Origin of the sequence: Anaerolentibacter hominis, from assembly GCF_032380675.1 — a bacterium.
GTDB classification, from domain to species: Bacteria; Bacillota; Clostridia; order Lachnospirales; family Lachnospiraceae; genus Anaerolentibacter; species Anaerolentibacter hominis.
In genome coordinates this window covers 1,933,552-1,957,001 of the sequence record NZ_JAWDIX010000001.1, presented here as the reverse complement: position 1 = coordinate 1,957,001, position 23,450 = coordinate 1,933,552, and the positions used below count along the sequence as shown (strand labels likewise).

The following is a 23,450-nucleotide window of genomic DNA, read 5'->3' as shown; positions in this document are numbered from 1 at the left end:
GAGGCGTTTCATTATGAGAAAAGTACTGGTTGTCATGCCGGTTCAGGAAAGGCATAAGGAATTGCTGGAGAAACAGGCACCGGGAGCGGAATTTATTTACTGTGACCCAAAGGATGTTACCCCGCAGCTGCTTGAGGACGTGAATATCCTTGTGGGAAATGTTGCCCCTTCTCTGCTGAAAAATGCGGCGAACCTGGAACTGGTACAGTTAAACAGCGCCGGCACAAACGGCTATACGGAACCGGGCGTGCTTCCGGCGGATGCGGTTCTTAACAATGCCACCGGAGCGTATGGGCTGGCGATCGCAGAACATATGCTGGGGGAAGTGCTGGTGCTGCAGAAAAAACTGAATCGTTACCAGGAAAATCAGAAAAACCATCTGTGGAAGGATGAGGGGCCGGTAGCGGGAATCTATGGTTCCACGACGGTGATTGTGGGGCTGGGCGACATCGGCGGAGAGTTTGCCAGACGAATGAAGGCTCTGGGCAGTTATGTGATCGGCGTGGTCCGCACGGAGCGTCAGGCGCCTGAGTATGTGGACGAACTCTATACGAACGAGGATCTGGATGAAGTGCTGGGACGGGCAGATATTGTAGCCACCAGCCTGCCGGGGACCGACGCCACTTACCGGATATTCGATAAGAACCGGTTTGAAACCATGAAGAAAGGCTGCCTTTTCCTGAATGTGGGAAGAGGCACATCTGTGGATACGGATGCTCTTGTGGAGGCGCTTAACAGCGGGCATCTGGGCGGTGCGGCGGTGGATGTGACAGATCCGGAACCGCTGCCGGAGGATCATCCTCTCTGGAATGCAAAGAATGTGCTGATCACGCCCCATATTTCCGGCGGCTATCATATGCAGGAGACCTGGGAACGGATTGTGCTGATCGCGGCTGCCAATATCCGCGCTCTTTATGAAGGAACCCCCTATCATACGCCGGTGGATATGAAGACGGGCTATAAGAAGAAATAAAAATAGTGTCAGTTCTAGTTTGTACTATAGGTACTCATGTAAAGACAACAAGGCTGGAAAGGCTGATGAATCGGAAGTTTAACGGCTCTTTCCAGCTTACACTGTAAAATGTTTACAGGTCATGATTTGACCAAAATCCCGCCCGATTCCCGCCCTGATTTCATAAAGACTTGGGGCACAATATAATAGATGTAGCAACTTGACAGTTTTAAGGCGCACAAAATAAATCGGATGTTTGATGGGTCGTTTATATAATATGCACAACTAAAAATGAGAAAGGCGGGCTTTGGCCTGCCTTTTGCTTTTGGAATAATTCACGGAATATAAATCTACCATGTTGTTTATCTTGTGCTAAAAAAAACTTGACTTATGTCCGAAATCGGATATAATATGTTTGTACGAAATCGGACATAGAGAGGGGCGCTGTATGCACAGATGGAAATTAAACTAAACAGGTACAATTATCTTTCCGGTGAGATAAATGCACTGTACCATGAAATGGCTGTTATGATGGGAGTTTCTGATAGTGTTCAAAACATTTTGTATGTAATGTATGGAAATGGCGGGCAGTGTTTACAAAGTGATATTTACAAGTTATCAGGAATTAGCAGACAAACCATAAATTCAGCAATTCGTAAGTTAGAGGATGATGATATTGTATACCTGAAACAAGGCCCAGGGCGAAATAAAATTGTCTGTCTGACTGAAAAGGGTGAAACATTTGCGAGTGAAAAAATTTGCCCTTTATTTGAAATTGAAAATAAGATTTTTGACGAATGGTCATTAGAAGAGCAGGACGAGTATTTACGTCTAACGCAGAAGTATAGGGATTTGCTAAAAAAACATCTCACAGATTTGGAACCGTAAAGCCGTGCTCTGTAAAAATAGCCAGGACTGTTCGCCTTGCGCAATAAGGAGCGTAGACACTATGAATAGAGAAAATAAGCGAAAGCAGTATGAAAAGGGCTACTACAAAACACATGTTTGTAAGGATAGTTTTACTTGCAAAGTATGTGGGCGATTGGTGGTAGCAGATGGCGCAGGCAGCGACCATCGCAATCATTGTCCCAATTGCCTATCCAGCCTTCATGTGGATGATGAACCCGGTGACCGCCAAGCAGATTGTGGTGGTGTCATGGAACCAGTAGGTGTATGGGTTCGTAAAAGCGGAGAATGGGCCATTATTCATCGCTGCCGTCAATGTGGTCAATTTAGTTCAAATCGCATTGCTGCGGACGACAACCCAATGAAACTAATGTCTATTGCGATGAAACCGTTGACACAACCACCTTTTCCACTAGATCGTATTGAGGAAATGACCGCTCTTATGGGCGGTGACGGAAGTTTCACAAGAATGTAAACACATAATCCACTAAAATCAAAGGTTGAGATATGCCGATTGCTACTTCTCAAAAGCGAAGCGTTTGAGAAGGGACCCCTTCTTTTTTATGGAGTGAGGAACGAACGTAATAAAAAAGTAAACAGTACCCGGTCGGGCCGAGGCAGAGGAATCATTCTGTCTGCGGCCCGGTGCCAATTTATGGAAGCCGTTCCCTTTTGCGGAGCGGTACAGCGAAAAACAGTTGAAATATAGCGGGAAATAAGATACACTAATACGTGTTAATATGTATAGGAAGGTTTGAATTTCATGAGAGTGATCGCGGGAAGTGCCAGACGGATTGAACTAAAGACGGTTGCAGGGCAGGAGACCAGGCCGACAACGGACCGGATTAAGGAAACCCTGTTTAACATGCTGCAGCCCTATCTGGCGGACTGCCATTTCCTGGATTTATTTGCGGGGAGCGGCGGCATAGGCATTGAGGCACTGAGCAGAGGTGCGGCCCACGCTGTTTTCGTTGAGAGTAATCCTTCCGCTGTAACCTGTATAAAGGAAAATCTGGAGAAAACCCGCTTGGCTGACAGAGCGGAAGTGATGTCCGACAGCGTGATGACCGGATTGCGCAAGTTAGAAAGCAGACATCAGGTCTACGATATTATCTATATGGACCCTCCCTATGAGAAGGGCCTGGAGCGGGAAGCGCTTGCCTGGCTTAAGGGCTCCGGTATGATGGATGATCAGACCTGGATTATTGTGGAAGCAGATCTGAAGGAGGATTTTTCCTATCTTAAGGATCTGGGATTTACTCTGGATAAAGAAAAAAGATACAAGACCAATAAGCACATGTTTATCGGGCGGTTAAAATAGAGACGGGAATAGGAAATGATAGAATGAAGATAGCAGTTTATCCGGGCAGCTTTGATCCGGTGACATTGGGACATCTGGATGTGATCAGACGGTCGGCCAAACTGGTGGACAAGCTGATTATCGGAGTCCTGAACAATGGAAAAAAGACGCCTTTGTTTACGGCAGATGAACGGGTGGATATGATTAAGCAGGTGACGAAAGATATCCCGAATCTGGAGGTAGAGTCATTTGACGGACTGCTGATTGAGTACGCCAGAATCAAGAAGGCACAGGCTATCGTGAGAGGTCTTCGTGCGGTTACGGATTTTGAATATGAGTTGCAGCTGGCGCAGACCAATCATAAGCTGAATCCGAATGTTGATACGATGTTTTTGACTACGAGTGTGGAGTACGCCTATGTGAGTTCCAGTATTGTAAAGGAAGTCGCCATGTACGGGGGAGATATTTCAGGATTCGTGGCGAAGGAGATTGCGCCGATTATCTATGCAAAATTTCAGAATATGGAATAAAGGAATGGAGTGAACCGAAATGGGAAGCAGTAAGATTGAAGAGCTGATTGAAGAAATTTATGAATTTATTGAGAGCTGTAAGATGCAGCCGTTATCTTCCACGAAGGTAATTGTACCGAAAGACGATCTGTACGACTTGCTGGATGAGTTGAGACTGCGCACACCGGATGAAGTGAAGAAATTTCAGAAGATTATTGCAAACCGGGACGCTATCTTAACGGATGCGGAGAACAAAGCGAACGCCATGCTCAGAGAGGCTCAGGACAAGATGGACCAGATGGTGAGCGAGCATGAGATTATGCAGGAGGCCTATGCCCGCGCAGATGAGATTATCAATCAGGCGACGGAGGAAGCACAGGGAATCCTACAGTCAGCCAATGATGACGCTGCAGAGATCCGGGACGGGGCGATGGCTTATACGACAGATATGCTGTCCAGTCTGGAGAGTATTCTGACCAGCGCGCTTTCCGACTCCAAGACTTATTATTCCGCCCTCATCGATGCACTCCAGAGCAATCTGAATACAGTGACGGGCAACAAGCAGGAGCTGGCTGGTTCCATGCCTGCACAGGACCCGGTGGAAGCTATTATGAATGAAGGCCGCGAGGAAGAACAAGCGGACAATTATGATTTTAAAGAAGATGATTTCATGAAACATATTGATTGACAGATGAGTACATAGAAGAGCCGGATCATAAGTGATCCGGCTCTCTTTTTGGGCCAGAGGGAAGAATGTTCAGAGAAAGGCCAGCGCATAGCCGTAGCTTAGCCCGCAGGCCAGCAGAGCGGCCAGAGCCTTTGTCAGAAAATAGGGCCGGATGGAGAGCCCGGAGCCGGAGAGGACGCTTTTGGTCTGCGCCAGGGCAGAGAGACCTCCGAAGGTAATCACTGCAGCCGCAGCCGTGAAGGCAAGGCCCGCGGAAAGCGAGACGCCGGAGAGGGCGGCTGTTCCTGTGGTGATCTCCAGGATGCCCAGGAAGGCTGCGGGAATAAATGGCTTGAGAAGGAGAACGGCGATGGAAAATAGGATGACGTATCCGCCGACCTTTGTGATCACTTCGAAGGAACTCATGATTGCGTTGTCCAGAGCGGTCATAAAGGGGACACAGGGACCGCGGTCCGACCGGACGGACTCCGGAAAATACCACCCTCTTTTATGTGAGCAGACGCGCAGAATCACACTTGCCAGAATCACGGAAAGATGCATAAGCAGGAGCAGGGCGAAGGCATGGGCGGGAAGGTTCAGACACTGCCCGGCCACAAAGGTCAGAATAAAGGGGGGACTGGCATTGTTGCAGAGGGAGAGGAGAAATTGTCCTTCCTCACGGCTGATCAGCCCCTGGCGCTTTAAATCGGCACAGGTCTTGGCTCCTACGGGGTAACCGGAGAGAAGTCCGATAACAAAAGGAAAGCAGCCATTCCGGGAAAGGCCGAAGAGACGGTGGAGAACCGGGTAAAAGATACCTGAGATCCGGGCGGCCCATTGGCGGCTTATGATTACCTGTGTGAGAATCATGAAGGGGAGCAGGGAGGGAAGCAGTGTATTAAACCACAAAAGGAGGCCGTTTTTGGCCCCTGTGAATATTGTCTGAAGCATAGGTACCTCCTGAGAATGTATCGCTCGGCCAAATGGGATTTTAAAGGGGAAAACCGGCTGGGCTCTGAATAGTAAACTCTATTCACAGGGAGCTGTCCTTATCACAAATCCTCAGGTTTTTATGGCAATCAAATACAAGATGTGGTAAAATGGGAAAGAATAAAAAGAAAATCGTAAAAGCCGCAGGGTGCAGTATGAAGGACTGCGAAAGAAGAAAAACAGTGCAGAGAAAGGAAAGAGAAGAAATGGAAAATTTTAATTTTTATGCCGGTACGGAAATGATTTTTGGCAAGGATGCCGTTAAGGGGCTTCCGGAGGTGTTGGACCGCTTTGGGAAAAAGGTGCTCTTAGGTTATGGCGGCGGCAGTATCAAACGGACCGGTATCTACGATACAATTAAGAAACTGCTGGATGAGAACGGCTTTGAGGTGTACGAGCTGGACGGTATTGAACCCAATCCGCGTATTACGTCAGTGGACAGAGGTGCAAAGCTCTGTAAAGAGCATGGTATTGATGTGATTCTGGCTGCCGGCGGCGGCAGCACGATCGACTGCTGTAAAGCGGTAGCGGCAGCAGCTTATTACGATGGCAATCCGTGGGATCTGGTTTGTGACAACAGTTTGGTTGAGAAGGCCCTTCCTATTGTAACCGTGCTTACCATGGCGGCTACCGGATCTGAGATGAACCGGAACGCGGTTATCTCCAACATGGAGACGAATGAAAAACGCGCGCTGATCAATATTAATCTGATCCCGCAGGTATCCTTCTGTGATCCGCAGTATCTGTATACCCTTCCGGCTATTCAGACCGCTGCCGGCACAGCAGATATTCTGTCACATCTGTTTGAGAACTATTTTAAAAACCAGGAAGCTTATATTCCGGATGAGTTTGCCGAAGGGCTGATGAGAGCCTGCCTGAAATATTGTCCGATCGCACTGAAAGATCCTTCCGATTATGAGGCGAGAGCCAATCTGATGTGGGCTTCCAGTATGGCGTTAAACGGACTGACCAACTGCGGCAAGTCAGGCGCATGGTCCTGCCATCCCATCGAGCATGAGCTGAGCGCCTATTATGACGTTACCCACGGTGTTGGTCTGGCGATTGTTACACCACGCTGGATGCGCTATATTCTCAGTGATAAGACCGTGGATAAATTTGTACAGTATGCAGTTAATGTATGGCAGATGGAGCCGTCAGAGGATAAATACGCGCTTGCGAATGCGGCGATTGACGCTACAGAGCAGTTCTTCCTGGACTGCAATATTCCGATGACCCTGCCGGAGATCGGCATTGACGATTCCAAGCTGCGCCTGATGGCAGATGACACGGCAAAATATAACAATCTTGCGGCTGCCTATGTTCCGATGACTGCTGATGATGTCTACAATATTTTAGTGGCAAGTATGACAATGGAGAAATAATGTAAGGACATTTCTTATTATGGACTGACTTGGAGGACAACTATGGCTGTTGCAGGAATAGATGTGGGGACGACAGGATGTAAATGCACCGTGTATTCCGATCGGGGCGATTTTATCAATGAAGCTTATGTAGAATATGATTTTCCCCCAGAGGCGGGAGACCGGGAGCTGGATGCCCTGGTGATCTGGCAGGGTGTTAAGCAGGTAATGAAAGAGGCGGCCAGAGGGACGGAAGATCTGAAGGCGGTTGGTATTGCCTCTATGGGCGAGGCGGCGGTGCTCTTAGACGAGGCGGACCGCCCGCTGAACCGGCCGATTCTCTACTTTGATCCGCGGGGTCAGGAGCAGATCGACCGGCTGATTGCTAAAATCGGGGAGCAGAAGCTCAAGGATATCACCAGGATGAATCCTTCCAAGATCTATACACTGCCCAAGATCATGTGGCTGATGGACCAGGACCCGTCCCTTTCCGGCCGGGCAAAACGGCTGCTTCTGATGCAGGACTATATCGTCTACATGTTAAGCGGCATTGCCCAGATAGACTACACGCTGGCGTCCAGAACCTATGCTTTTGATATGAATACCCTGGACTGGAATGACGAGATTCTGCAGGCGGCAGGCTTAAGCCGCGGCATGATGGGAAAGACGGTTCCCACCGGTACGGCGGCAGGCATGATACGCAGAGAGATTGCACAAGAACTCAATCTGCCCGAGGATGTACTGATTGTAAGCGGAGCCCATGACCAGCCGGCAGCTATGATCGGGACCGGTGTGCTCCGGCCCGGTATGGGTGCGGACAGCACGGGGACAAATGAATGTATCAGCACGTTTTTTGAGGGACGGAAACATCCGGACTATATGGAGCAGAGGGAGCTTGCGGTCGTGCCGTTTCTCTGGCCGGATACCTATATGACATCTATCTTTTGTTTCACCGGCGGCGGTATGCTGAAATGGTACCGGGATAACCTGGCTAAGTATGAGGCAGAGCTGATCCGCAGGGAAGGCGGCAATGTATTTGAACGTCTGGATGAGATGACGGAGGATGGTCCGTCCGGACTTTTGGTGCTTCCTTATTTTCTTGGCAAGGGGTCGCCTGGAATGAATCCGGATGCCAGAGGCGCTATCGTGGGGCTCACGCCCGAGACAAAATCCATTGCTATTTATAAGGCGCTGATGGAGGGCGTTACGTATGAGCTGAGGACCGGCCTGGAGTTCTGGAGAGAAAGAGGGATCGACATTAAGGAACTGCGGGCGACCGGCGGCGGAGCCTTTTCATCGGTGTGGCTGCAGATCAAAGCGGATATCTATGGAATGCCGGTGTCTACGCTGAAGGTTTCTCAGGGAGGAAATCTGGCCTGCGGCATGCTGGCCGCGATTGCCAGAGGCCTTTATAAGAATGTGGAGGAAGCGGAGAAGGTATTTATCCAGGTGGATAAAACCTATTATCCCAGACTTAAGATGCAGAAGCGCTATGATGAATGGTATGAAAAATACAAACTGATCTATCCGGGAATGGAGAAATTGTTCACAGCGTGGTAGGCGTCTGCATAGTATGGGATAAGTACCTTTGGGAGCTGCCTATGCGTCTGTGTGAATTTAAACAGAAAGAAGTTATTAACGAACCAACCTGTAACCGGCTGGGCTATGTCAGCGATATTGAATTTGATGTCCAGACCGGGCAAATTACTCATATTATTGTACCGGGACCCTGTAAAATATGGGGGATTCTGGGAAGGGAAGAGGAATATATTATCGACTACCGCTGTATCTGCAAGGTCGGCGCCGATATTATTCTGGTCAATATAAACGAGGAGAAGGCCTTACATAAGGGTGCTTAAGAGAAGGGGTTATCTTTAAGGAGGAACGAGAACAATGAAATGTCCATTTTGTGGGGAAGAAAATACCAGAGTGATTGATTCCAGACCGTCAGAAGAAAACAGCTCAATCCGCAGAAGGCGTCAGTGCGATAAATGTAACCGGCGTTTTACTACCTATGAAAAAGTGGAGTCGATTCCGCTGGTCGTGGTAAAGAAGGATATGAGCCGGGAACCCTATGACCGTTCCAAGATCGAGGCCGGTATCTTCCGTTCCTGCCATAAACGGCCGATCTCCGTGGATCAGATTAAGGCGCTGGCGGATGAAGTGGAGAATGAGATTTTCAAAACAGAAGCTAAGGAAATTTCCAGCAGTGTGATCGGCGAGATTCTGATGGAGAAGTTAAAAGGGCTGGACCCGGTCGCCTATGTGAGATTTGCGTCTGTGTACCGGGAGTTTAAAGATGTCAATACCTTTATGGAGGAGTTAAAGCAGTTTCTGACATAAAATAAAGGGAGATTGCTGAATAAAGACAGGAAGAGGTAATGGAAATCCGCACAGGATTACTGTTTGCCTCTTCCTTTTTTTCAGGCAGGATGCTAAAATATAGGACATGGGGCGGGAAAACACGGAAAGGAATTTATGTTCAGTGAAGCGCTAAGCGCGGCAGTTATCGGAATTGACGCGGCACTGATCCGTGTGGAAACGGATGTAAGCGACGGACTTCCTGTCTTTGACATGGTGGGGCTTCCGGGTTCTGAGGTGAGGGAAGCCAGAGAACGGGTCCGGGTAGCCATGAAAAACTCCGGTTATCGTTTCCCGGCGAAGCGGATTACCGTCAATCTTTCTCCGGCAGATGTCAGAAAAGAAGGAACTGCCTTCGATCTGGCGATTGCCATTTCTATTTTGACCAGTTTCGGTCAGTTATCCAAATCACAGACAAAAAATATCATGTTTCTGGGTGAACTTGGCCTGGACGGCTCGGTTAAGAGAATACGCGGTATTCTGCCGGCCCTGGAGGACGGGAAAAAGCAGGGAGTCTCTGTGTTTTTTCTGCCGTCAGAGAACGGACCGGAGGCATCTTTAGTTAAGGATGTAAGGATCATAGCGGTCTCATCCCTGAAACAGGCGGTCCTGATCCTGCAGGGGAGGACGAAGGCCGATGATCTGGAAAAAGCTCATTTTTCTGCGGCCGCCGGCATCAGTGCAGATTTCTGTGAGATAGCAGGTCAGCAGAGCGCAAAGAGGGCGGCGGAGGTTGCCGCTGCCGGATTTCATCATTTACTCCTCACCGGACCTCCGGGCTCCGGAAAGACGATGATTGCACGCCGGATGAGAGGGATTCTTCCTCCCTTAAGTGAACCGGAACAGCTATACCTTTCCAGGTTATACAGTGCGGCGGGACTGCTGGATGAGAAGCGTCCGGTTGTGTCTGAGCGGCCCTTTCGGGAAGTGACATTTCCCATTTCGCCCGGTGCGCTGCTGGGCGGAGGAAAGAAGCTGAAACCAGGGGAGGCTGTGCTTGCCAGCCACGGAATCCTCTTTATGGATGAACTTCCGGAATTTGGCAGGGCGGTTCTGGAACTGCTTTTACAGCCGTTGGAGGAACGGAATATCAGGCTTACCGGTCCGCGGGGAGCCTTAAGTTATCCTGCTTTCTTTATGCTGGTTGGGGCAATGAACCCCTGTGACTGCGGCTATTATCCCGATATGTCGAGATGCCGGTGCAATCCATACAGGCTTAATCGATACAGGAGCCGGATTACCCGGGCATTCTGGGACAGGATTGACATTGTATCGGAGACAAAGCAGATGGATTTTAAACAGATTGGTACTGCCAAGGAGGAGAGCTCTTTACAGATCAGGGAGCGGGTGGAGCATGCCTGGGAGATACAAAAAGCACGTTACCGCGGGCTGCCCTTTTCCTGGAACAGCGCTCTGCCGTCTAAGCTGCTGGATGAATTCTGTCCGCTGGGGAGGGAAGAAAACCGGTTGATGAAGCAGCTGTTTGGCAAGGGGCTTTTATCCATCAGAGGATACGATACACTCAGAAGAACAGCCAGGACAATTGCAGATCTGGCAGGGGAAAAACAGATTCACTGCGGCCACCTGACGGAGGCTTATTTTTACAGAAAGAAAGACGAAGGATGATGATACATATTAAAAAGCAGAAAGGCGAAGGATGGAACGGGAAGAATACTGGTTATGGCTTGGGAGTTTAGAGGGTATCGGAAACCGGAAGAGACACAGACTTCTGGAATGGTTTCATACGCCGGAGAGAATTTATATGGCACAGGAAAAGGAACTGCTGCCCGTTCCGGGATTGACGGAACGGGACCGGGCGGTGCTGCTTCGCTCCGGAAGAAATGGAGAAACGGCCAGAATACTGGAAGAAATGGAGAAAAAAGAAATTTCTCTGCTGACGCTGGAGGACGGGAGATATCCGGCCGGTTTGAAGGAAATCTGTGATTGTCCGGTTTGCTTCTATTATAAAGGGAATCTGCCGGAGGATGACAAGCCGTCTTTGGCTGTTGTGGGGGCCAGAAACTGCACCAATTACGGGCGAACGATTGCAGAAGAATTTGCGGAAGAACTGGCCTCCTGTCAGGTTCAGATTATCAGCGGCCTAGCCAGAGGCATTGATGCGGCGGCTCATCGGGGCGCTTTAAATGGGAATGGCTACACATGCGGCGTATTGGGGTGCGGCGCGGATATCTGCTATCCTGCACAAAATCAGGACTTATATCAGGAAATGGAAACGAGGGGAGGAATTATCTCTGAGTTTCCTCCGGGAACGCCGCCCCTTGCCTGTCATTTCCCAATGCGGAACCGGATTATCAGCGGTCTGTGCGATGGGATTTTAATTGTGGAGGCCCGAAGGAAAAGCGGCTCTCTCATCACAGCGGATATGGCGCTGGAACAGGGACGGGATGTGTTTGCAATACCGGGAAGAATAACAGATCTGCTGAGCGAGGGCTGCAATAATCTGATCAAAATGGGGGCTGAACCTGTGGGCAGCCCGGTGGATATCCTAAACAGTCTGACGATGGAAAAATATGGATTTGAAAAGGATTGCAGACTGGGGGAGGAAAGCACAGGACAGATGTTTCTTAGTACAAAGGGTGTAGAGAAGAAAATAATGAAAAATGAATTGATACTTGATTCGAAAGAAGAAATGGTGTATGCTTGTTTAGACTTGTTGCCCAAAAGTGTACAAGATGTTGTGGATGAGACGGGTATGGAGGTATATGATGTGATGCAAAGCCTTCTAAGCCTGGAATTAAAGAATTATATCCGGCAGACTGCCGGAAGTAAATACGTAAAAGAACGTGGATAAATAAATATAAAATTTTGAGGAAATATTAATTATGTTTCCGGTATTGCGTATATAGAACTAATAAGAGGGTTAACGCAGCAGTTAAATAAGGAGAGAATATATGCCAAAATACTTAGTCATTGTGGAGTCGCCTGCCAAGGCGAAGACAATCAAAAAGTTTTTGGGTTCTAATTATGAAGTGGTGGCATCGAACGGTCATGTGAGGGATTTGCCGAAAAGCCAGATGGGTGTTGATTTTGCCAATAATTTTGAACCAAAATATATCACGATAAGAGGAAAGGGAGATCTGCTGGCCAAGCTGAGGAAAGAAGTGAAGAAAGTAGATAAAGTCTATCTCGCAACTGACCCTGACCGGGAAGGAGAGGCTATCTCCTGGCATTTGTACAACACGCTGAACCTGGATGATAAAAAGGCCAGCCGTATTACGTTCAATGAGATCACCAAGACGGCGGTTAAGTCTTCGATCAAACAGGCCAGAAAAATAGATATGAAGCTGGTGGATGCCCAGCAGGCCCGACGTGTGCTGGATCGAATGGTGGGATACACCATCAGCCCGCTTCTGTGGGAAAAAATTAAGAGAGGCTTAAGTGCCGGGCGTGTTCAGTCGGTGGCGCTTAGAATTATCTGTGACCGGGAAGAAGAGATCAACGCATTTTTACCGGAGGAATACTGGATGCTGATTTTCATGTGGACGGGGATAAGAAACCGCTGAGCGCCCATTTTTACGGCAAAGGCGATAAGAAGCTGGATATCCGTTCCAAAGAAGAGATGGATACTGTCTTAAAAGACCTGGATGGAGCGGAGTATCAGATAACGGATACAAAGATCGGGGAGAGGATAAAGCAGCCCCCGATACCTTTTACTACCAGTACGCTGCAGCAGGAGGCGGGCAAGACTCTGAACTTTACTACTCAGAAGACGATGCGCCTGGCCCAGCAGCTCTATGAAGGTATTGATATCAAGGGCAACGGGACGGTTGGTTTGATTACGTATCTGCGTACGGATTCAACCCGTGTCTCCGAGGAAGCAGACGGGGCCGCAAAAGAGTTCATTCTGCAAAACTACGGCAGCGAATTCGTGCAGGGAGGACAGAAGGAAGTCAAGAGCAGGGGCAGGATACAGGATGCCCACGAGGCGATCCGTCCTACCTATGTGGATCATACGCCCGCTGCGATGAAGGATTCCCTCAGCAGAGATCAGTTCCGTCTTTATCAGCTGATCTGGAAACGGTTTGTGGCAAGCCGGATGAAGCCGGCTGTCTATGAGACTACATCCGTCAAGATTGACGGCGGCGGTTACCGTTTCACGGCGGCGGCCTCCAAATTAAAATTTGAAGGTTTCATGAGCGTATATGCCAGAGAAGAGGATAAGGAAAAAACAAATACATTATCCGCATCTGTCACAAAAGGCGCCGTGCTCACCGTGCAGGAGATGGAACCCAAACAGCATTTTACACAGCCGCCGGCTCATTTTACAGAGGCATCACTTGTAAAAACACTGGAGGAGCTGGGAATCGGCCGCCCCAGCACGTATGCGCCCACAATCACAACGATTCAGGCAAGACGGTACGTGGCCAAGGAAAACAAAAATCTCTATGTGACGGAGCTGGGTGAAGCGGTGAATACGGTTATGATGACAGCTTTTCCGAGCATCGTGGACGTGAACTTTACCGCCAATATGGAGGGCCTTCTGGACTGTGTGGAGGAAGGTACCGTTAACTGGAAGACGATTGTCTCCAATTTTTATCCGGATCTGGAGGAAGCGGTTCAGAATGCGGAGAAGGAACTGGAATCCATTAAGATAGAGGATGAGGTTACGGATGTAATCTGCGAAGAATGCGGCCGCAATATGGTAATCAAATACGGCCCCCACGGAAAGTTTCTGGCCTGTCCCGGATTTCCGGACTGCAGGAATACGAAACCTTACCTGGAAAAGATCGGAGTTCCCTGTCCGGTATGCGGAAAAGAGGTAGTCATCCGCAAGACGAAAAAAGGCAGAAAGTATTATGGATGTGAGGATAATCCGGAATGCAGCTTTATGTCATGGCAGAAGCCGTCCACCGAAAGATGTCCGGAGTGCGGTGACATTTTAGTGGAAAAAGGCTCCAATCTGGTGTGCAATAATGAAAACTGCGGTTATAGACAAGATAAGAGGAAGATAGGCTGAGGCCTGTCTTTTTCTTTTGCAATAAGACGGCCGTGCGAAATCATGCCGCCGTTTGCTGCAATAAGACGGCTTTGCAATGACTTGTCTCTTTTGTGTATAAAGCAGCATAAAATATGCCGGAATACTGGCAGAAAGCTCAAAAAGCAGAGGGAAAACCGACCGGCATTTGGTAAATATATGCAATATGTCTGAAAAGTTTGTTAATTCGCCATGAGCTATTGTATTTTCTAATTATTCATGCTATGATAAACGCAATGAGCAGTTTTGCAATTGTGTCAATATGCTGCAATATATTGATAAACCAAGGTTCTGTGCGGATTATCACACGGACAGACCTTTGGCTTTACAGAGAGAAACATTTGAATTGTCGGAATACATTAGAATGATTCCGGCTGGCATGGAGGGTGAAAGCGAATGAGTGTACAGTTATTGGATAAAACCAGAAAGATTAACAAACTGCTGCATAACAACAGTTCTCACAAGGTTGTGTTTAATGACATCTGCGAGGTGCTGAGTGAAATATTGGAGTCCAATATTCTGGTTATCAGTAAAAAAGGCAAGGTACTGGGAATTAAGAATCGGGAAGATATTGCGGATATCAAGGAACTGATCAAGGACAATGTAGGAGGGCATATTGACACTATGCTCAATGAGCGTTTCCTGAATGTATTATCCACAAAGGAGAATGTTAACCTTCTTACTCTGGGATTTGAGTTTGAAAATGTGGAGAGATATCAGGCGATTATTACCCCGATTGATATTGCGGGGGAACGTCTGGGAACGCTGTTTTTGTATAAGATGGATGCCCAGTATCTGATCGACGATATTATTCTGAGTGAATACGGTACGACTGTAGTCGGTCTGGAGATGCTTCGTTCTGTCAACGAAGAAAACGCGGAGGAAGTTCGTAAGGTTCAGATTGTGAAATCTGCGATCGGTACGTTATCCTTCTCCGAACTGGAAGCGATCACACATATTTTTGAGGAGCTGGACGGCAATGAAGGGATTCTGGTTGCCAGCAAGATTGCAGACCGTGTGGGAATCACCCGTTCGGTTATTGTCAATGCTCTGCGTAAATTTGAAAGCGCCGGAGTTATTGAATCCAAATCATCCGGTATGAAGGGAACTTACATCAAGGTTTTAAATGATGTAGTATTCGAAGAACTGAAAAAGATGAAAGAAAAATAGTCTGCTATATTATAATAGAAGGAAGAGCTCATGAAAAGAGAATTGCGGATGGAATTAAGAATCGGGCTTTTGTTATTTGGACTCACGCTCGTATTAAAACAGTTTTTTCAGATGCCGGAGGCGGTTATGGGTCTCCTGCTTGGCCTGGCGCTCTGCTTTGAACTGATCGGGGCATTGCCGGAAACTTCCTATCGGAAGGTAAAAGACTGGAAGCGTTCTTTATTTGCAAGACGATAAATGAAAATAAGACAAATCCGGGCGATGGAAAGCATCTGCCCGGATTATTTGATTACAATAAGACGGCTCGCGAAGCCTGCCGACGTTTGTTAGAAAAAGGGCATACTCTTGAACTGCCGGTTATAAAAAATCTGCTTGCTTTCATATTTCTATTGTGCTATTATATATCGGTAAGACTGCACGTATGTTGATTTCCGGCAGGGTGCTTGGATAAAGCGGGAGCATTTGGCGAACGAATGAGTCTTTGTACAAGCCTGACGGCGAGACGACGCATGCGGAAGAAAAAACCATTTGGAGGTATATGAAAATGAGCGTTATTTCAATGAAACAGTTATTGGAAGCAGGTGTACATTTCGGACACCAGACAAGAAGATGGAACCCTAAAATGGCTCCGTACATCTACACAGAGAGAAATGGTATCTATATCATCGATCTTCAGAAATCTGTAGGTAAAGTTGACGAAGCTTACAATGCGATCAAGGATATTGTGGCAGACGGCGGCACGATTCTTTTCGTTGGTACGAAGAAACAGGCTCAGGATTCTATCAAATCCGAGTCAGAGCGCTGCGGGATGTTCTATGTAAATGAGAGATGGCTGGGCGGTATGCTGACCAACTTTAAGACAATCCAGAGCAGAATCAACAGACTGAAAAAAATCGAGAAAATGTCCGAAGACGGAACATTTGAAGTTCTTCCCAAGAAAGAAGTTATCGCTCTGAAAAAAGAGTGGGCAAAACTGGAGAAGAACCTTGGCGGTATCAAGGAAATGAAACGCATCCCGGATGCAATTTTTGTTGTTGACCCGAAAAAAGAGAGAATCTGTGTTCAGGAAGCACACGTACTGGGCATTCCGCTGATCGGAATCGCTGATACGAACTGTGATCCGGAAGAGCTGGATTATGTGATCCCGGGCAATGATGATGCAATCAGAGCCGTAAAATTGATTGTTGCGAAGATGGCTGATGCCGTGATCGAGGCGAATCAGGGTGAGCAGTACGCTGACGCTGAGGAAGTAACCGGAGAAGAGGAAATCGCAGCAGCTGAGGAAGCAGCAGAATAATATAGAGTTTGGATTATTGGAGGAAGATACAATGGCAATTACAGCATCCATGGTAAAAGAATTAAGAGAATTAACCGGTGCCGGTATGATGGATTGTAAGAAAGCACTAACCGAAACCGAGGGAGATATGGACAAGGCAGTTGAGTTCCTGAGAGAAAAAGGACTGGCTACCGCACAGAAGAAAGCAGGCCGTATTGCAGCAGAAGGTCTGTGCAAGATCCTGTGCACAGAGGACGGCAAGAAGGCTGTTGTTGTGGAAGTTAACGCTGAGACAGACTTTGTTGCCAAGAATGAGAAATTTCAGGATTATGTAGCACAGGTTGCAGAGCAGGCTCTCGAGACCGGTGCGGCTGATATTGATGCATTTCTGGCTGAGCCCTGGAAGTTTGATACAGCAAAGAGTGTAAATGAAGCGCTGGCCGGACAGATCGCGGTAATCGGCGAGAACATGCACATCAGAAGATTCACCCAGGTGGAGGAACTGAATGGTTTTGTTGCTTCCTATACACATATGGGCGGCAAGATCGGTGTTTTGGTTGACGTTGAAACCAACGTTGTCAATGACGAAGTAAAAGAGATGGCTAAGAATGTTGCAATGCAGGTTGCAGCGATCAAGCCTGTTTATACAAGCAGAGATGAAGTGGAAGCCGACTACATTGAGAAAGAGAAAGAAATCCTTACCGCTCAGGCAAAGAATGAGAAGCCGGATGCCAATGATAAGATCATCAGCGGCATGGTAATGGGCCGTATCAATAAAGAATTAAAAGAAATCTGTCTGTTGGATCAGATTTATGTAAAAGCTGAAGACGGCAAGCAGAGCGTAGGCGCTTATGTGAAAGATGTTGCAAAGGCGAATAATGCAGACATCAAGATCAAAGGTTTCGTGCGCTATGAGACCGGTGAAGGCCTGGAGAAAAAAGAAGAAAACTTTGCAGAAGAAGTTGCAAAACAGATGGGCCAGTAATTGAACCGTATCCTGTAAAGGACAGACCCCTGCAGATGGTGTGAATACGCCGTTTGCAGGGGTTTTTTGGGTTTTTCTCCGGGAAAGGCCGCGGCACTTTCCCGGAAAGCCGGCTGAAAGGAAACGATTCTGTTTTTTTCATAGATGGTGCAGCAAAAGGGGCCTGTTTTGCATCTTTTTCGACCTTGTTCATATTGACTTTTGTTTCGTGAAATGAGATAATAGATCGTAGTTTTAAAAAAATGAAAGTGAGGTATATAGAAGATGGCAAATGTTGATTTAAGTCAGTACGGCATTATCGGAGTAAAAGAAATCGTTCACAATCCTTCATTTGAGGTGTTGTTTGCAGAAGAAACCAAACCGGAACTGGAAGGTTTTGAAAGAGGACAGGTCAGCGAACTTGGCGCTGTCAATGTTATGACCGGTATTTATACAGGACGTTCCCCGAAAGACAAATTTATTGTCATGGATGAGAACTCTAAAGATACTGTATGGTGGACTTCTGATGAATATAAGAATGATAACCATCCGGCCAGCCAGAAGGCGTGGGACACAGTAAGAGATATCGCTGTGAAAGAGCTTTCCAACAAGAGACTTTTTGTTGTAGACGCATTCTGCGGAGCAAATAAAGACACCCGTATGGCAATCCGTTTTATCGTTGAGGTTGCTTGGCAGGCTCATTTCGTTAAGAATATGTTCATCCAGCCTACCGACGAAGAGCTGGAAAACTTCAAACCGGATTTCGTTGTATACAATGCTTCCAAGGCAAAAGTTGAGAACTACAAAGAGCTGGGTCTGAATTCTGAGACTACTTCTATGTTCAATATTACCAGCCGCGAGCAGGTTATTGTTAACACATGGTACGGCGGCGAGATGAAGAAGGGTATGTTCTCCATGATGAACTACTATCTGCCGTTAAAGGGCATTGCTTCCATGCACTGTTCTGCCAACACGGATATGAACGGCGAGAATACCGCTATTTTCTTCGGCCTTTCCGGAACCGGCAAGACCACATTGTCCACAGATCCGAAACGTCTTCTCATTGGTGATGACGAGCACGGCTGGGATGACAACGGCGTATTTAACTTTGAAGGCGGATGCTATGCGAAAGTTATCAACCTTGACAAAGAATCTGAGCCGGACATCTACAATGCGATCAAACGCAATGCGCTTCTGGAAAATGTTACTCTGGACGCAGAAGGCAAGATTGATTTCGACGATAAGAGCGTAACGGAGAATACCCGTGTATCTTATCCGATTGACCATATTGAGAAGATTGTACGTCCCGTATCCGCAGCTCCGGCAGCAAAGGATGTTATTTTCCTGTCAGCAGATGCATTCGGCGTTCTTCCTCCGGTATCTATTCTGACTCCGGAACAGACACAGTATTACTTCCTGTCCGGCTTTACAGCTAAGCTTGCAGGTACAGAGCGCGGCATCACAGAGCCGACTCCTACCTTCTCCGCTTGTTTCGGACAGGCATTCCTGGAGCTGCATCCGACCAAATATGCAGAGGAGCTTGTTAAGAGAATGCAGCAGAGCGGTGCAAAAGCATATCTTGTTAACACCGGCTGGAATGGTTCTGGAAAACGTATCTCCATCCGTGATACCCGTGGTATCATTGATGCTATTCTGGATGGTGCGATTGCAAATGCTCCGACCAAACAGCTGCCATACTTCAACTTTGAAATTCCGACCGAGCTTCCGGGCGTAGATCCTGCAATTCTTGATCCTCGCGATACCTATGCGAACGCTGCTGAGTGGGAAGAGAAAGCGAAAGATCTGGCACAGCGTTTCATCAAGAACTTTGCAAAATATGAGGGCAATGAAGCAGGAAAAGCTTTAGTTTCCGCAGGACCTCAGTTATAAGATCAATAGAATTTCTACTGTGAAATGATAATGATCCGCAGGCGGTTTGCCTGTAATAAGCCAGCGTCATATGACGCTGGCTTTTTTTAGTTTATCTGATAGAAAGAATAGGATTGTTCAGGGGCAAATTCCGCGGTCTTGCAATAAGTCCCCTGCTTTGATAGAATAAATTATAAATAAGAACGTTTTTTTATGCGTCCGGCAGGAGTTTCCTGCAGAAAGAGGTGCAGCATGTTACGTCCAAATGATGCCGTCAAAGCGGTTCATACTTTTTATGATGCGTATCTGGTTAAACGAGATGCCGAAGGAGCCCTTTCCTGCCTGACGGAAAATATACAGTGGATTGGGACCGGTAAGTCTGAACTGTTTTGTACAAGAGCTCAGGTGGAGTTAGCCTTGCACACAGAAATAGCACAGTCGCCGGAACCATATCGGATCGATTATGAGAGTGAAGAAGAAGTTGTCATAACAGACCACTATGCTGTGGTTTTGCTTACGGCAACTGTCTGCCCGATTGCAGACCACCGGGATGAAATATGGATGAGAGTATCGGCTGCCTGTGTTGAGGAGGATGGAAGATTACAAATTGCCGCTATTCATGCCTCTACACCGGACAGACAACAGGAAGAGGGGGAGTTTTTTCCATCGTCTGGTCTTGAACGCAATGAATTGGAGCGGCAGCTGGGGACGAAAGCCCTGGATATTCTGGGCAGAAATATTCCAGGCGGGATGATGGGCGGCTATTTGGAACCAGATTTTCCTCTTTATTATGTGAATGACTACATGCTTGCCTATCTGGGCTTTACCTATGATGAATTTGTGGAGGCAATTGACGGTAAAGTTATAAATTGTATGCATCCGGATGATCGGATGAGGGTAGACCGCCTCGTAGAAGAGGCATTTGCAGCTGGTGCTTCCTATGAGGTGCAGTACCGGATTCTTAAGAAGGATGGCAGTTACATCTGGGTTAACGATGTGGGAAAAAAGGGAATATCTGAGGACGGACGAGAAGTATGTATCAGTGTAATCCGGGATATTTCTACTGAAATTGAAGCCAGAGAACGACTGGAGCAGCAGGCGGAAGAGCAGAAGCGCCAGGCGGTGCGCTATAATAATCTGTTTGATTCTGTGTTGTGCGGAATTGTTCAATACCAGACGGATGGACATGAAGTCATCTTTAAAAATGCCAACCAGGAGGCCATGCGGCTCTTCGGGTATACGCCCCAAGAGTTTTGGGCGAAGAGGGACTGGGATCTGCCTGGTCTGATCGTGGAGGAAGACAGGGAACGGGTTCTGGCGGAGATCAGTGAGAATCTGAAAAAGCCTGGCGACCGGAGTCCGTTTGAGTACCGGATGGTTCAGAGAGATGGAGGTTCCTGCTGGATTATCGGGAGTGCCGAGGTTATATTGGACACGGATGGAGAGCAGGTGATCCAGAGTGTATTTCTGGATATCAATGAGCGCAAAATGGCAGAGCAGCGCAGCAGGCGGCTGGAAGAGCAGGTGGAGGCCAGCAATGAAATATTGCATCTGGCGCTGGAACATACCACAACCTGTGAATTTTTCTACTACCCGAAGAACGGAGTTTGTATCGTCCCGGAGCGGACCAGCAGCATATTCCATTGCAAATCCCGCTATGAAAATATGCCGGAGAGTTTTGCCTTGGAGATGGTGGACGAGGAATACCGCCCGGAATTTTATAAAATGTATGAGCGTATTCTGGGGGAAGAACGGACGGCTACCTGTGTATTTCGGGGCGGGGACGGTTCCTTCTGGTGCCGGGAGACCCTGTCTGTGATACGCTGTGAGGAGGATGGGACACCTCAGTTTGCCATCGGTATTGTGGAGGATATTACTCATCAGAAAGAGATAGAGCAGGCTCTTATAGAGGCACGGTCCAGGGACAGCCTGACGGGGCTGCATAATAAGGAAAGCGGGGTCAGACTGATCAGGGAATTCCTTAAACAGCGGGATTTGGCTGATCATGGCGTTTTAATGCTGCTTGATATGGATGATTTTGATGATATCAATCAAAAGGAAGGCAATATGTTTGCCGATGCCATTCTTCAGGAAGTGGCGGATATACTGCTGGCTGAGACTGGTCCGGATAATATACAGATCCGTCTGGGCGGCGATGAATTTTTGCTCTTTGTCAAGCACTGTGATAAGAGGCGGGCAACTGATATCGGCCCTCATATTGCTGATTTGGTGCAGGGCATTATGACAAATACGGAGAAGAATATACATGTTTCTGTGAGTATTGGGATGTGCAGTACAGAGGTGGCAGATGAATACAACGCGCTGTACCGGTGTGCGGAAAGTACACTGAAGTATGTGAAAGAGCATGGAAAAGGTCAGGCGGCCTGTTATCTGGATACTTCTCATGAGGCAGGCGTATTCTTGACCCAGCTCTATACCGAGGAACATCCGGTTAACCGGATAAAGACGGAGGTGCCCCAGAACAGGGGAGATCTGGTGTCTTTTGCGCTGGACCTGCTGGGTAAGGCGAAAAACCTGGATGATGCAGTTTTTCTGCTGCTCTCGCGCATTGGAAAAACCTATCATTTTGACCGGGTCTCTATCATTGAGGCGGACCGGTCCTATCTCAGTTACCGGTTTACGTACCAGTGGGCGCGCAGCCGGTCAGATCTGCAGCTGGGGCAGGATTTTTATGCCTCGGAGGAAGATTTCGACATCTGCGCCAATATGTATGATGACGATGGTCTTGCGGATCACAATGTGAGGGATGGTATTTCACATATTCCATCCTGTCTCCATGCGGGTATCTGGGAATATGGAGAGTACGCCGGTTCCATGAGCTTTGAGACTTACCAGGAGAATTATGAGTGGAGCAAAGAAGAGCGCAGGCTGCTGAAAGAGCTGGTTAAGATTGTGCCCTCCTTTATTATGAAATCAAAGGCGGATGCGGTGAGCCAGGCAAAGACCGATTTTCTTTCCCGTATGTCCCATGAGATCAGAACACCGATGAATGCCATCAGCGGTATGACAACGATTGCAAAAACTGTTCTGGACGATCGGGACAAAGCGCTGGACTGCCTGAACAAAATCGAGTCGGCTAATACCTATCTGCTGGGTCTTGTCAATGATATCCTTGACATGTCGCGGATCGAGAGCGGAAAGCTGGAGTTGAATTATGGACGGCTGGACCTTACTCAGCTGCTGGCAAGTCTCCAATCCCTGTTTCACGCGCAGGCGCTGGAGAAAATGCTGGCTTTACAGCTGGAGGATCAACGGCACATCAAGCGCCGGGTCTGTGCGGATGGGCTGCGGCTCAATCAGGTATTGGTCAATATCATCGGCAATGCCATAAAGTTTACTGATCACGGCGGTATTACGGTCAGGGTGGAAGAACTGGAATCAGAACCCAGACAGGTGCTTCGTTTTTCTGTGACAGATACCGGTATTGGTATTGATCAGGCTGCGATGTCCCGTATTTTTAATCCGTTTGAACAGGCGGAGGCAAGTACGGCGGCCCGCCGAGGGGGCACCGGACTGGGACTGTCTATCTCCAGCCGTCTGGTACAGATGATGGGCGGTATCCTGGAGGTTCGCAGTGAGATGGGACAGGGCTCGGAATTCTGCTTTACGCTTTCCTTTGAATATATGGACGAGCAGCAGCCTTCTGCCGGTGAACCGGAGCAGAAGATCTTGCTCCCGGATTTTCATGGCTATCATGTACTGTTGGCAGAGGACAATGAGATTAACCGTGAAATTGCGGAAACCATTTTGAAGATGAATGGATTTGCTGTAACCTGTGCCGCAGACGGGAGAGAGGCTGTGGATTTGTTCTGTACGCATGATCCGGATTATTTTGATACGGTTCTGATGGATATCCGGATGCCGGTGATGGACGGGCTTGAGGCCGCCCGCCGGATTCGTACATCCGGAAGGCCGGACGCGCGCTTTATTCCCATTATAGCGCTGACTGCAAATGCTTTCGATGAAGATACGAAGAAATCGATTGCCAGCGGAATGGACGGACATCTGTCCAAGCCGATTCAGGTGGAACAAATGCTTGCTGTACTGAGTAAATGCATCCTGAAACGGGGGAAGAACGGGGTGCATAGATAAAAAGTATACATATGTC

At 48.0% G+C, this 23,450-nt stretch carries 19 protein-coding genes and 1 pseudogene; 19 read left to right on the top strand and 1 reads right to left on the bottom strand.

The annotated features are described in order from the left end of the window. Window positions 1-13 precede the first annotated feature (13 nt). The 6 genes from ABCW47_RS09110 (at window position 14) to ABCW47_RS09085 (ending at window position 4,355) form a co-directional block, all read left to right on the top strand. On the top strand, window positions 14-973 hold the full coding sequence (locus ABCW47_RS09110; RefSeq protein WP_343209542.1) for a D-2-hydroxyacid dehydrogenase: 960 nt from the start codon (window positions 14-16) through the stop codon (window positions 971-973). 435 nt (window positions 974-1,408) lie between these two features. Then, the gene (locus tag ABCW47_RS09105) at window positions 1,409-1,840 is read left to right on the top strand and encodes a MarR family winged helix-turn-helix transcriptional regulator (RefSeq protein WP_343209541.1); all 432 of its coding nucleotides are present in this window, start codon (window positions 1,409-1,411) and stop codon (window positions 1,838-1,840) included. Between the two features lie 61 nt (window positions 1,841-1,901). Continuing rightward, complete coding sequence (locus tag ABCW47_RS09100; RefSeq protein WP_343209540.1) at window positions 1,902-2,333, top strand: RNHCP domain-containing protein; 432 nt, start codon at window positions 1,902-1,904, stop codon at window positions 2,331-2,333. Window positions 2,334-2,621: 288 nt separating this feature from the next. Continuing rightward, window positions 2,622-3,179: a 16S rRNA (guanine(966)-N(2))-methyltransferase RsmD gene (gene rsmD / locus ABCW47_RS09095; RefSeq protein ID WP_343209539.1), complete on the top strand. Its 558-nt coding sequence runs from the start codon at window positions 2,622-2,624 to the stop codon at window positions 3,177-3,179. A gap of 23 nt (window positions 3,180-3,202) precedes the next feature. Beyond that, the gene (gene coaD, locus ABCW47_RS09090) at window positions 3,203-3,688 is read left to right on the top strand and encodes a pantetheine-phosphate adenylyltransferase (protein WP_343209538.1); all 486 of its coding nucleotides are present in this window, start codon (window positions 3,203-3,205) and stop codon (window positions 3,686-3,688) included. A 19-nt stretch (window positions 3,689-3,707) separates the two neighbouring features. Beyond that, entirely contained in the window at window positions 3,708-4,355 is a 648-nt protein-coding gene (locus ABCW47_RS09085) for an ATP synthase subunit B family protein (RefSeq protein ID WP_343209537.1), read from the top strand. Between the two features lie 69 nt (window positions 4,356-4,424). Here the strand turns inward: ABCW47_RS09085 and ABCW47_RS09080 are convergent, their stop codons facing one another. Continuing rightward, window positions 4,425-5,285, bottom strand: coding sequence for a transporter (locus ABCW47_RS09080; RefSeq protein WP_343209536.1), 861 nt, complete (start codon window positions 5,283-5,285; stop codon window positions 4,425-4,427). A gap of 149 nt (window positions 5,286-5,434) precedes the next feature. Between ABCW47_RS09080 and ABCW47_RS09075 the strand changes: the two genes are divergently transcribed. The 13 genes and pseudogenes from ABCW47_RS09075 to ABCW47_RS09015 all read left to right on the top strand — a co-directional run bounded on the left by ABCW47_RS09075 (window position 5,435) and on the right by ABCW47_RS09015 (window position 23,434). Next, a complete protein-coding gene (locus tag ABCW47_RS09075; RefSeq protein WP_343209535.1) occupies window positions 5,435-6,706 on the top strand; it encodes an iron-containing alcohol dehydrogenase in 1,272 nt (423 codons plus the stop codon). Window positions 6,707-6,748: 42 nt separating this feature from the next. Then, complete coding sequence (locus ABCW47_RS09070) at window positions 6,749-8,245, top strand: FGGY-family carbohydrate kinase (RefSeq protein ID WP_343209534.1); 1,497 nt, start codon at window positions 6,749-6,751, stop codon at window positions 8,243-8,245. Between the two features lie 41 nt (window positions 8,246-8,286). Continuing rightward, on the top strand, window positions 8,287-8,544 hold the full coding sequence (locus ABCW47_RS09065) for a PRC-barrel domain-containing protein (protein ID WP_343209533.1): 258 nt from the start codon (window positions 8,287-8,289) through the stop codon (window positions 8,542-8,544). Window positions 8,545-8,578: 34 nt separating this feature from the next. Then, entirely contained in the window at window positions 8,579-9,028 is a 450-nt protein-coding gene (nrdR, locus tag ABCW47_RS09060; RefSeq protein ID WP_343209532.1) for a transcriptional regulator NrdR, read from the top strand. Window positions 9,029-9,163: 135 nt separating this feature from the next. After that, window positions 9,164-10,672: a YifB family Mg chelatase-like AAA ATPase gene (locus ABCW47_RS09055; protein ID WP_343209531.1), complete on the top strand. Its 1,509-nt coding sequence runs from the start codon at window positions 9,164-9,166 to the stop codon at window positions 10,670-10,672. Between the two features lie 31 nt (window positions 10,673-10,703). Next, window positions 10,704-11,858, top strand: coding sequence for a DNA-processing protein DprA (gene dprA / locus ABCW47_RS09050; RefSeq protein ID WP_343209530.1), 1,155 nt, complete (start codon window positions 10,704-10,706; stop codon window positions 11,856-11,858). 100 nt (window positions 11,859-11,958) lie between these two features. After that, window positions 11,959-14,024, top strand: a pseudogene (topA, locus tag ABCW47_RS09045) (type I DNA topoisomerase). 414 nt (window positions 14,025-14,438) lie between these two features. Next, on the top strand, window positions 14,439-15,212 hold the full coding sequence (gene codY, locus ABCW47_RS09040) for a GTP-sensing pleiotropic transcriptional regulator CodY (RefSeq protein WP_343209529.1): 774 nt from the start codon (window positions 14,439-14,441) through the stop codon (window positions 15,210-15,212). A gap of 30 nt (window positions 15,213-15,242) precedes the next feature. Further along, window positions 15,243-15,449 (top strand): hypothetical protein, encoded by a 207-nt coding sequence (locus tag ABCW47_RS09035; RefSeq protein ID WP_343209528.1) that lies wholly within the window; start codon window positions 15,243-15,245, stop codon window positions 15,447-15,449. Between the two features lie 307 nt (window positions 15,450-15,756). After that, the gene (gene rpsB, locus ABCW47_RS09030; RefSeq protein WP_343209527.1) at window positions 15,757-16,509 is read left to right on the top strand and encodes a 30S ribosomal protein S2; all 753 of its coding nucleotides are present in this window, start codon (window positions 15,757-15,759) and stop codon (window positions 16,507-16,509) included. Window positions 16,510-16,540: 31 nt separating this feature from the next. Next, window positions 16,541-17,473, top strand: a complete 933-nt coding sequence (gene tsf / locus ABCW47_RS09025) for a translation elongation factor Ts (protein WP_343209526.1) — start codon at window positions 16,541-16,543, stop codon at window positions 17,471-17,473. 264 nt (window positions 17,474-17,737) lie between these two features. Next, a complete protein-coding gene (gene pckA / locus ABCW47_RS09020) occupies window positions 17,738-19,342 on the top strand; it encodes a phosphoenolpyruvate carboxykinase (ATP) (protein ID WP_343209525.1) in 1,605 nt (534 codons plus the stop codon). A 231-nt stretch (window positions 19,343-19,573) separates the two neighbouring features. Beyond that, a complete protein-coding gene (locus tag ABCW47_RS09015; RefSeq protein ID WP_343209524.1) occupies window positions 19,574-23,434 on the top strand; it encodes a PAS domain-containing protein in 3,861 nt (1,286 codons plus the stop codon). The last annotated feature ends 16 nt before the right edge of the window (window positions 23,435-23,450 follow it).